Genomic DNA, 8,255 nt, shown 5'->3' with positions numbered 1-8,255 from the left:
ACGCCGCGACCACCACCCCGTATCTCCAGGGTCCGCTGAACCAGCCATCCCGACAAGGCACCAGACGCGCAAGCATCTGCGCGTCCTCAAGAAAACGCGCCGCAGGCGCGCGGGACCGCTCGTAACCTAAATGCCTCACAACCCATGGGATGCGAGACGGCCGTCTTGGTTACGTCGGCGTCGAATGACTTATCGGCGGGCGGCGTGCCGCTTGCGTTGACTGGGCAGGAACTCGAGAAGTACTGGAATGAGGACACCGAGTGCACAGACGATCGCTACAGCCGCAGTGCTCATGCTCTCGATCGTCGCATCGGAGATGCGACACCCAACATTAAGCAGCGCGACGATTGTCCTGAATTTGAACGAGCCAGGTCAGACACCACGTATGTCAAACTCCCTCTACGTCCCGTTACCACTCCGGTCGAACCTTCCACGCGACGAACGCGCTGGCTGCGAAGAGCGCACCGAGCACCCCCGGTATCCAGGGGTGGATGGAGACTTCCGGATCAAAAGCGGTCGGCACGATCAGAATCAAAGACGCGCCTGACGCGACTACGACGGCGAAGAAGACGAGGAACCACAGGACAGATCGTTTCATGGCGTATCGACCTCCGCTGAAAGTAGCCACAAGTGAGCGGTTTAGCGCGACCGTAGCACGTCGCCCGCTCGTGATCAGGAGATGTCCACAAGGAAGCAGCTACGAGCAATCCCGGAAGCTCCGGGAGAGGCAATGCGAATCTGTCTCGTAACCTTCGTGTCTCGCAACGCATGGGATGCGAGACGGCTCGTCATCGTCGACTCCACTGGATCCAGGCCTGGTGACTTGGCGTAATTTTCGTAATACACTAAATACATGGGAGCAGAAGAAACAATCAACGGCGTGCCCGTCACTGAAGAACAGATCGCCGAATGGGCAGCTGAGGCAGAGGCCGGCTACGACATTGGAGCGTTGAAGAGGCGCGGTCGCGGTCGTCCCGGCCGTGGTGCACAACCATCACAGGTCGTCGCCTTACGCCTCACGATCGAGGAACTCGCCGCGATAGACATGGCCGCCGAGCGAGAGCACAAGACCCGTTCGGAGCTCATTCGCGAAGCGCTGGCGGCGTACGCCGCGTGAAGGTTCACGACTCCGCGCTCAGGCACGGCGTTTCATCCGAAGATTCCATCCAAGCGGCATCGTGGCCGACCTGGATCGAGAGCCTTGACGACGAATCGCCTGCCCGCGAGCTTCGACTGGGATTCGACACACATGGCCGGTTGCTCGAGACAGTTGTTCTCGTGTTCGACAGCGGTAATGAGCTCATCATTCACGCCATGAGGGCCAGACCCCAGATGCTTGAACTCCTGCCATAACCACGGAACCCGACGGGCTGCGGCCCCCATGGTCTACCCGATCGCTCTCAAGTCGTGGACGATAGCCTTATGGCCGCGCTTGAAGAGAATCCTCGCCACACTTCTACGACGCCCGTCGTCACCATGGTGTTGGCTGCGATCATCGGCGTGCCGATCGGACTCTACGGGTCCATATTCGGGCCTTACTATTCGGTCGCAGTCGGCGCATTTCTGGTCATCGTTGGAGCCATCGGGACCGTGCGCGGTGCCCGCTGGAACCGCATCCTGCTGATCTTCGGTGCCGCAGTCATCGTCGGTGCGGCGTCCTACTTCATGATCGGTGTTCTGACCCCCGATGGGGCGGGTAGTGGATTTGGCAACGACTGCGCCGCCAGTGGCTCCTGCGAATGAGTTGATGGTCATCGCGAGCCTTCGTTCTGCCCCACAGCGCACCGAAACCCCAATCGCGAAGAGTGTCTCGCAACCTTGGTGTCTCGAAACCCATGTGTTACGAGACGCCCCACGGCTACGGCGAGCCTAGGAAGGTTCGATGCCTTCGACACGTAGCTGCTCTCGCTGGAGCTCTTCTGCGTCGGCGGAGCTAGCCCATAGATCTACGAGTCGCCCTTCCTTGACGATGCTGATGCCGACGCCTGGAACACCCCAGTTCACGATCGTGTATTCATTGAGGTTGGTGTCGCTGCTTTGGTGCCACGCCACGGCCCCTACCTCTCGCACCTCCAGAGAGGTGCCGTCCGGAAGTCGGACTAGTGATCCGACAAGGTCGCAACCCGGATCACCTTGAGACGAGAGATCGGTCGCATCGATGGGCGCTGGTGGGCATTGTACGAGCTTGTCAGCTCCTGGTGGGATGGTCACGCCGTGCCCAGTTGCTCCTGCGCAGGCAGACAACGAGCCGGCAATAGTCACCATCGACAGTGCGGCCAGGAAGCGACGTGCGGTGCTCATGGTTCGGAGCATATCTCGCTGGTCACGAGCGGCGGCGTGAGCCGCACTGAAACCCAGACTGTCTCGCAACCTCGGTGTCCCATAACCCATGCGATACGAGACACCTCTGTACAACTCGGATGGTGTTCACGCTCAGGCAACGGCGGTGAGACGTTTCGTATCCGTAGGGTTTCGAGGCACCGATTGCGGCTCGGAGGGCATGAGAGGGCCAGCCAGGCCATATGCCCTGCGTAGCCTGTTCTCCAGTAAGAAACTGCTACCGCCGACTGGCCCATAGTCTGATGATCAACTATTACTTGGCGACCGTCCACCGCATTGCAACATCTCCCGCGCACCATGACTCGTTGATACTCTTGCGCCAAGAGTATGATTGCTGCATGAGTACTCCTCTTACGCAACCATCGTTCTGGATTTTGACTGCGCTGGCGTCGCATCGGCGACACGGCTATGAAATTCTGCAGGCGGCGGCCACCGCGTCTGAGGGGCGGGTCGCGTTAAAGGTACCCACGCTCTATGCGGCGCTGGAACGTCTCGAGGCTGACGGGTCGATCCGCGCTGATGGTGAGGAGATCGTGAATGGTCGGGCGAGGCGCTACTTCATCATCACGGACGAGGGTACGGCCCGACTGTCAACAGAGGTCGAGTCGATGGAACAGGCGGTACGCGCGGCGCGCAACCAGCTGGCGACACACAAGGCCGCGATTGCGTTTCCATTGGCGGTCTGGGCATGAGCCGCCGCGAAGGCGACGCGTTCGAGCGTCTGCTGATCTGGTACCCGAAGTGGTGGCGTGAAGTCAACGGAGACGTGTTCCTCGGTGCGCTGCGCGATCACGCCGAGCATGAAGGACGAGCGACGCCGTCTCGCGGCGAGGGCTTGTCTGCTGTGGTGAACGGTGTTGCGCTGCGCCTGGATACGAGGGTTGCGCTCTGGTCGTCGGTGGTCGCGCTCGTGCTGAGCGCGGGCGCGTGGCTGCTCGTCCTGTTCAGGCTCGGTAGCGCCTCGACCGGGATCATCACGTCAGGGATCGCCCCGATCCTGACGCTGGTCGGGCTCATCGCTCTGATGCGCTCCCGCGGATGGATGATGCCGCTCCGCGCCCTCATGGCGCTCTTCGTGCTCTCATGCGCACTGGTTCTTGCCGTCCTCGCGCAACTGTCGTGGGCGCAGGGCTTCATCCTCGCGGATGCGAACCACGCGCTCTCTGGGATCTCCGCTGTGTGGGTGCCCCTCTTCATCGCTGGGTGGGTCTGCGGCGGCCTTGGACTCGCAGTTCTCTTTGACGGAATCCTGGGTCACACTCGCACGCCCTGGTTCGGTCGCCTCTCCATCGCTCTTGTTGCGGGCGCGTTGATTGCACCTGTACTCGGGGCGGGGCTACTCAATCCAATGATGTCGAGCATCGTCGCCGCCGGCGTTGCTGTGCTGGCACTCGGCACCCTCGGACGACGGGACACCGTCCCGGCGCGCACGCCGGCGGCTCCAGCACGTTCCCATGACTCGCTTCACGCAGCGCAGTGGCTGGGCTGGCTCAGCGCCGTCGGCGGACTCGTCGGTGTGGCCTACGCGTTCACCGGAACTGTCTGGTCTTCTGCGGCGACAGACGGCACAGTGGCCATGGGGCAGGGCATCACGATTTCGCTGACTGCAAGCATTCCCTTGATTGCCGCGGTAGGTATCGGCGCTTCGAAGCGTCGAGGGCTCATCGTCGTGTGGGGTCCGCTCTGCCTCGCGGTCCTCGCTGTCGTTGCGGTCACCATCGCGTATACCGCCGCTCCCGAGTGGGAAGATATGGGGCCGTGGATGATGGCGTCGGCAGCGCTGGGTGGTGGTGGCCTCGCCTGGTGGCTCACGCCGCGTCTGCGTGGATCGTTCGGTTTCCGCCTCGCCGCGGGAATCGCTATTGGAACTGCCTATGCAGCACTCCTCGGCATTATGGCGGCCCCCGCTTTCGCGTTCGTCGTTCCGATCCTTGGTGTGATCGTGGCTCTTCGCGCTTGGCGTGGCGGCCGAGCCGCACAATCCCACGCTGCCCGCGAGGCGCCAGTGAGCCCGGTGTCGGCATGATGCGTGGACTCCGCGTCGCTATCGCCCTTATGACGCTGGCGATGCTGACGGGATGCGCGGCGTTCGGCCAGACGCCGTCACCCACGACCACCTACACGGACGCCTCAGGCAACACCACGGTTGTCGAGTGGGCGGACTACCCCGCGCATGCCGGTCAAGACGGAGACGCGCTCATCAGCTACCCAGATCAGGCGGAACTGCCGCCGCTGGCAACAGATCTCATCAACGAAGTCGCCGACGCGGTCAGCGACGCATCAGGTATCGACCTCGTCCCGACCACACCTGAAACGACCTGGTTCTCGGACAGCAACTGGCACGAACAGGTGGGGAACGGATACGGTGGCGAGTCTCTGTTGATCACAGTCAACTGTTGCGAGTTCACCTCGGACACGGCGCCGGACCGGACGAAATGGTCGGCGATTCTGGCAGAAGCCAGTCGTGCCGCCGAGGCGTCCGGTTTTGGTACATTCATCATCGATGATCAGATGGAACGTTGCGGGGAGAACGCCGACGATTGTTGGATTTTATCTGCCACCGCCACAGACGGGCCCCAATGGGTATCGCTGTCCATACAGGACGCCGCGCTGGACCCGACCGGCGACGCCGAGCAGGATGCCGAGAAGTTCGGCTGGCCGACGGCAACGATCTCTCTAGGTTACGGCGCCTCAGTGGTCCAAGCGGGGAAGCAGGAGGAGTTCGAGCTCGCCATGCACGACTTCATCGGACTGGATCGTCCGGACACGACGACCTCGGATTAACTGAGACGCGAATCGACTGGCCGAAGTGTCTCGTAACCTCGGTGTCTCGTATCCCATGGGTTTCAAGACACCTTGGGAATTTTCGGCGGTCTGGTTCAGACTGTGTGAATGGAGTACGGCGGAGTAGTTCCCACGGATGCCCCCGACCCGAGCATTGAGTCCGAGGCGCGGTTGCGGAGCCTTGACTTTCCGGTGTTCCAACTCAAACCGCAGCCGTCGCTGACGCGCGCACCGATCGCCGGTTTCGCGGAGAGCTATGGCGCAGCCGGTCTGGAGGAGCTTTCCGTATCTTTCACTTATACGTTGTGGAAGTATCCCGACGACCATTCCGATCCACGCAACGAGATCGAGATGGACGAGCGAGCACGTCGGTCCATCGATGAAGAGCCCCCGTGGGGCCGTGCGGCATGGCTGATCGAGCAAGCACAGATCTTCCGTTACCCGATGCTCTGGGAAGCGGTCTGCACCGCCTGGCTTGCTTCGCCGGATCGTGAGCGGCACTCACTTCCGCAGCAGCTCGTTGACCATACCAACCACGTTCTGCGCAACAGCTTCCGTGAAGAGCTTGGCCTTCCCGCCGGGTTCAGCACACGCAATGATTGGAACGCCACGGTCACCGCCGTGACGGAGGCCTCCGTCAACGTCGACGGTCGCGACCGTCCCGCCGTGCAGATCGACACCGATCCCTTTGTCTACGCTGTCGGGTTCCGCATCGATGAACATGTCGTTTGCACGAGCGTTCTTCCGCGTGAGAGCCTGCCGTGCCTTGACCTGTCCCTGACAACCTACGAGTAGACGGCCGACAGCCACGTCGAACGCGGATCAGAACGGCGTCGTCGGGTCGCCCCGGTCTTAGTCGAGTGTCTCGTAACCGCGGTGTCGCATAACCCATGGGATACGAGACAGTCGCCCCAATCCCGCGGCGATCGAGTTGTTCAAACACTGCTACGAAGCCAAATCAGCGGCGAAAGATCTGCTGCTCGAGGCCGTCGAACGCAACGCTGACGACCTGCGTTCATCGCTCCGGATGCTCGAGGCCGGCACCTCCGCCGGCGAAAGGCCGGCGCCTAGCTGGCGGTGGTGGCAGCGGCGCGTTTAAGCCCCGCCTGAGCTCCGGTCGGTCATTGGTTGAGCCTGTCGACGTCCGCGATGATGTCGAGGCGTGTGAGCAGCAGTTCGCCAGCGTTGGCCATGTTCGAAATCGCAGCGATTGTGACGAATACCGCGATAAGGACGAATGCCGCGATTGCGGGGAGTGCGTATCGACGCTTGACGGTGAGAATGAGGGCGGTGACTGCGCTGAGGATTGCGATGGTCTGACCAGCCACCGTGGCAAAAGCCATTCGAAGCGCGCCATCCACGGTAAGCGCGTCGTAACTGTTCAGCGCGATGCTGAGCGCAACGGGGATCAAGATAATCCCCACGATGAGAATGGCGGCGCGACTGACGCGCCAAGACCTCTTCGCTCCGAGAGGCTGCTTCGTCAGCGCTTGCGCGGTCATGACTCGACGATACCGGCAGGTACTCCGGTCCGCTACAGGATTGCGCCCCTCCACCGATCCTCAGGTGAGATGGGTGTCTCGTAACCTCGGTGTCTCACAACCCATGCGGTATTCACGCTCAGGCAACGGCGGTGAGACGTCTCGGATCCGTAGGGATAAGAGACAGCTTCAATGCGCCCGTTTGACACTTGGTCGGATATTTCTTTGGCGGGGCCCGGCGGGAATCGAGGGCCCAACGATTAGGTCGGTGGCGAAGCAGCCTAAGTGTGTCTCGTGAACAACCCTCAAAGGAGGCAACGCGGCTCCTGGAAACGTGTGTTTGGCTCGACATTTGGAGGCTTTCCTCCGTCAAAATTGACACTCTAACTACTTAGAGAGACAATATAGTCATGAGCGCGACAATTCAAGACGGTTTTCAACCGCCAGGCGGTGAGTGGCCGAGCGATTGGCTGCGGGCGACACTTGGACTTTTCGTGTTGCGCGCGCTGGAAGCAGGCCCGTCTTATGGTTACGCGATCATTGGGCAACTTGAGCAGCATGGTCTCGGCACGATCAAAGGCGGCACACTTTACCCGTTGCTCACCCGATACGAAACGGCAGGGATGGTCGTCACGGAATGGCGTCCGGGCGAAGCTGGCCCGGGTCGAAAGTACTTTGCTCTAACCAAGCTCGGTGGCACTGAACTTGAGCGGCTGCGCCACGAGTGGACGCGCTTCACCGAAATAAGTAACAACTACCTGGGAGCCACACGTCCCCGCAAGGAGAGCATCGCATGACTACCATTACTGCAGACAAGAAATGGTTCGATGAGTTCATTGTGGAGCTTCGTTTGCGCGATGTGCTCGGAAGTTCGATTGGCGACGCGGTAGCGAGTGCCCGTGAACTTCTCGCGGACTCAGGTCAGAGCGCAACGGAAGCGTTCGGCCCTGCGCGGGTCTACGCCGCTTCACTCGAGCTACCTCGAGAGCCAGGAAGAGGCTGGGCGTCTAGGGGGCTCTGGCCATCGCTACTCGGACTCGCTGCCTTCTTGCTGTTCATTCAAGCAGGGACTGCTTGGGCGCAAGGTGAAGCCATTCTGATCTCTCCCGCTCAGCTAGCCCTCATGGCCGCTCCGGTGCTCTTAATCTCCTTCTTGCCGCTTTACTTTCGGGCCGCGATCCGGCGGCTATGGCTGCTCGTTCTCCTGGTCGTTACCGGTGGAGTACTCGGGTTTCTCGCAGCTGCCGTGGCACCGGCGACACCATCCGAAGCTTGGCTCGCCTTCGACCCGCTCCCCTGGCTCATGGGCAGCGGGGCGGCAATGATCCTCTTGTCGACCTTGAACACGATTCGAACGCTTCGACGCGGCACAATCGATGACATCACAGAACCCATGGCCGCGCTACCAACAGGTCCCGCGCACGGTCTGCGAGTGTTCGTGATGGTAACCAACTGGCTCTTCCCCATCTCCGCGATCATCATGGGCCTGGTGATTCTTCTCCTCACAAGGTGAACGCGTCGACTTGTTTGTGTCTGACGCGTAGATGTGGTGGTGAGTAGGCGCGATGAGGATCCCGGGGCCCGTTGTGGCCTCGGGTCGTTCGAGGTCGTGCTCAGGCTGCGTGTGCTTGGTAGGGCTGTGTTCGGGTG

12 protein-coding genes are annotated in these 8,255 nt (G+C 61.3%); 9 read left to right on the top strand and 3 right to left on the bottom strand.

Annotated elements, in window-relative coordinates; translation table 11 throughout:
* Positions 1-409: 409 nt before the first annotated feature.
* Positions 410-598 carry a hypothetical protein gene (locus tag ACSU1L_RS16385; RefSeq protein WP_439256519.1) on the bottom strand — a complete coding sequence of 63 codons (189 nt, stop codon included), beginning with the start codon at positions 596-598 and terminating at the stop codon, positions 410-412.
* Positions 599-853: 255 nt separating this feature from the next.
* Here ACSU1L_RS16385 and ACSU1L_RS16380 point away from each other — a divergent pair, with 255 nt between their 5' ends.
* The 3 genes from ACSU1L_RS16380 to ACSU1L_RS16370 all read left to right on the top strand — a co-directional run bounded on the left by ACSU1L_RS16380 (position 854) and on the right by ACSU1L_RS16370 (position 1,743).
* Positions 854-1,117, top strand: coding sequence for a ribbon-helix-helix protein, CopG family (locus tag ACSU1L_RS16380; protein ID WP_438253265.1), 264 nt, complete (start codon positions 854-856; stop codon positions 1,115-1,117).
* Positions 1,114-1,353: a toxin gene (locus ACSU1L_RS16375; protein ID WP_438253264.1), complete on the top strand. Its 240-nt coding sequence runs from the start codon at positions 1,114-1,116 to the stop codon at positions 1,351-1,353. Before ACSU1L_RS16380 ends, ACSU1L_RS16375 begins: the two co-directional genes overlap by 4 nt.
* Before the next feature lie 69 nt (positions 1,354-1,422).
* Complete coding sequence (locus ACSU1L_RS16370; RefSeq protein WP_439256518.1) at positions 1,423-1,743, top strand: hypothetical protein; 321 nt, start codon at positions 1,423-1,425, stop codon at positions 1,741-1,743.
* A gap of 126 nt (positions 1,744-1,869) precedes the next feature.
* Here the strand turns inward: ACSU1L_RS16370 and ACSU1L_RS16365 are convergent, their stop codons facing one another.
* Positions 1,870-2,301, bottom strand: a complete 432-nt coding sequence (locus ACSU1L_RS16365; RefSeq protein WP_438253262.1) for a hypothetical protein — start codon at positions 2,299-2,301, stop codon at positions 1,870-1,872.
* Positions 2,302-2,678: 377 nt separating this feature from the next.
* Here ACSU1L_RS16365 and ACSU1L_RS16360 point away from each other — a divergent pair, with 377 nt between their 5' ends.
* From ACSU1L_RS16360 to ACSU1L_RS16345, 4 genes are all read left to right on the top strand, one after another.
* Entirely contained in the window at positions 2,679-3,032 is a 354-nt protein-coding gene (locus ACSU1L_RS16360) for a PadR family transcriptional regulator (protein ID WP_438253261.1), read from the top strand.
* A complete protein-coding gene (locus ACSU1L_RS16355) occupies positions 3,029-4,366 on the top strand; it encodes a hypothetical protein (RefSeq protein WP_438253260.1) in 1,338 nt (445 codons plus the stop codon). Before ACSU1L_RS16360 ends, ACSU1L_RS16355 begins: the two co-directional genes overlap by 4 nt.
* The gene (locus ACSU1L_RS16350; RefSeq protein WP_439256517.1) at positions 4,363-5,124 is read left to right on the top strand and encodes a hypothetical protein; all 762 of its coding nucleotides are present in this window, start codon (positions 4,363-4,365) and stop codon (positions 5,122-5,124) included. Before ACSU1L_RS16355 ends, ACSU1L_RS16350 begins: the two co-directional genes overlap by 4 nt.
* Before the next feature lie 108 nt (positions 5,125-5,232).
* The gene (locus tag ACSU1L_RS16345) at positions 5,233-5,919 is read left to right on the top strand and encodes a hypothetical protein (RefSeq protein WP_438253258.1); all 687 of its coding nucleotides are present in this window, start codon (positions 5,233-5,235) and stop codon (positions 5,917-5,919) included.
* Positions 5,920-6,245: 326 nt separating this feature from the next.
* Here the strand turns inward: ACSU1L_RS16345 and ACSU1L_RS16340 are convergent, their stop codons facing one another.
* Positions 6,246-6,626 (bottom strand): hypothetical protein, encoded by a 381-nt coding sequence (locus tag ACSU1L_RS16340; protein WP_438253257.1) that lies wholly within the window; start codon positions 6,624-6,626, stop codon positions 6,246-6,248.
* A gap of 389 nt (positions 6,627-7,015) precedes the next feature.
* Between ACSU1L_RS16340 and ACSU1L_RS16335 the strand changes: the two genes are divergently transcribed.
* Together ACSU1L_RS16335 and ACSU1L_RS16330 are read left to right on the top strand one after the other, a co-directional pair.
* Positions 7,016-7,402 (top strand): PadR family transcriptional regulator, encoded by a 387-nt coding sequence (locus ACSU1L_RS16335; RefSeq protein WP_438253256.1) that lies wholly within the window; start codon positions 7,016-7,018, stop codon positions 7,400-7,402.
* Positions 7,399-8,118 (top strand): hypothetical protein, encoded by a 720-nt coding sequence (locus ACSU1L_RS16330; RefSeq protein ID WP_439256516.1) that lies wholly within the window; start codon positions 7,399-7,401, stop codon positions 8,116-8,118. The genes ACSU1L_RS16335 and ACSU1L_RS16330 overlap by 4 nt, the downstream gene beginning before the upstream one ends.
* Positions 8,119-8,255: the final 137 nt, after the last annotated feature.

The organism is Microbacterium sp. A94 (genome assembly GCF_051842855.1).
Taxonomy (GTDB): Bacteria; Actinomycetota; Actinomycetes; order Actinomycetales; family Microbacteriaceae; genus Microbacterium.
This window is presented reverse-complemented; position numbering and strand designations above follow the sequence as displayed.

Excerpts from the sequence above, each read along its gene's own strand:
- ACSU1L_RS16385 (WP_439256519.1), bottom strand. The coding sequence starts at position 598 with ATGAAACGATCTGTCCTGTGGTTCCTCGTCTTCTTCGCCGTCGTAGTC.
- ACSU1L_RS16380 (WP_438253265.1), top strand. The coding sequence starts at position 854 with ATGGGAGCAGAAGAAACAATCAACGGCGTGCCCGTCACTGAAGAACAG.
- ACSU1L_RS16370 (WP_439256518.1), top strand. The coding sequence starts at position 1,423 with ATGGCCGCGCTTGAAGAGAATCCTCGCCACACTTCTACGACGCCCGTC.
- ACSU1L_RS16365 (WP_438253262.1), bottom strand. The coding sequence starts at position 2,301 with ATGAGCACCGCACGTCGCTTCCTGGCCGCACTGTCGATGGTGACTATT.
- ACSU1L_RS16360 (WP_438253261.1), top strand. The coding sequence starts at position 2,679 with ATGAGTACTCCTCTTACGCAACCATCGTTCTGGATTTTGACTGCGCTG.
- ACSU1L_RS16355 (WP_438253260.1), top strand. The coding sequence starts at position 3,029 with ATGAGCCGCCGCGAAGGCGACGCGTTCGAGCGTCTGCTGATCTGGTAC.
- ACSU1L_RS16350 (WP_439256517.1), top strand. The coding sequence starts at position 4,363 with ATGATGCGTGGACTCCGCGTCGCTATCGCCCTTATGACGCTGGCGATG.
- ACSU1L_RS16345 (WP_438253258.1), top strand. The coding sequence starts at position 5,233 with ATGGAGTACGGCGGAGTAGTTCCCACGGATGCCCCCGACCCGAGCATT.
- ACSU1L_RS16340 (WP_438253257.1), bottom strand. The coding sequence starts at position 6,626 with ATGACCGCGCAAGCGCTGACGAAGCAGCCTCTCGGAGCGAAGAGGTCT.
- ACSU1L_RS16335 (WP_438253256.1), top strand. The coding sequence starts at position 7,016 with ATGAGCGCGACAATTCAAGACGGTTTTCAACCGCCAGGCGGTGAGTGG.
- ACSU1L_RS16330 (WP_439256516.1), top strand. The coding sequence starts at position 7,399 with ATGACTACCATTACTGCAGACAAGAAATGGTTCGATGAGTTCATTGTG.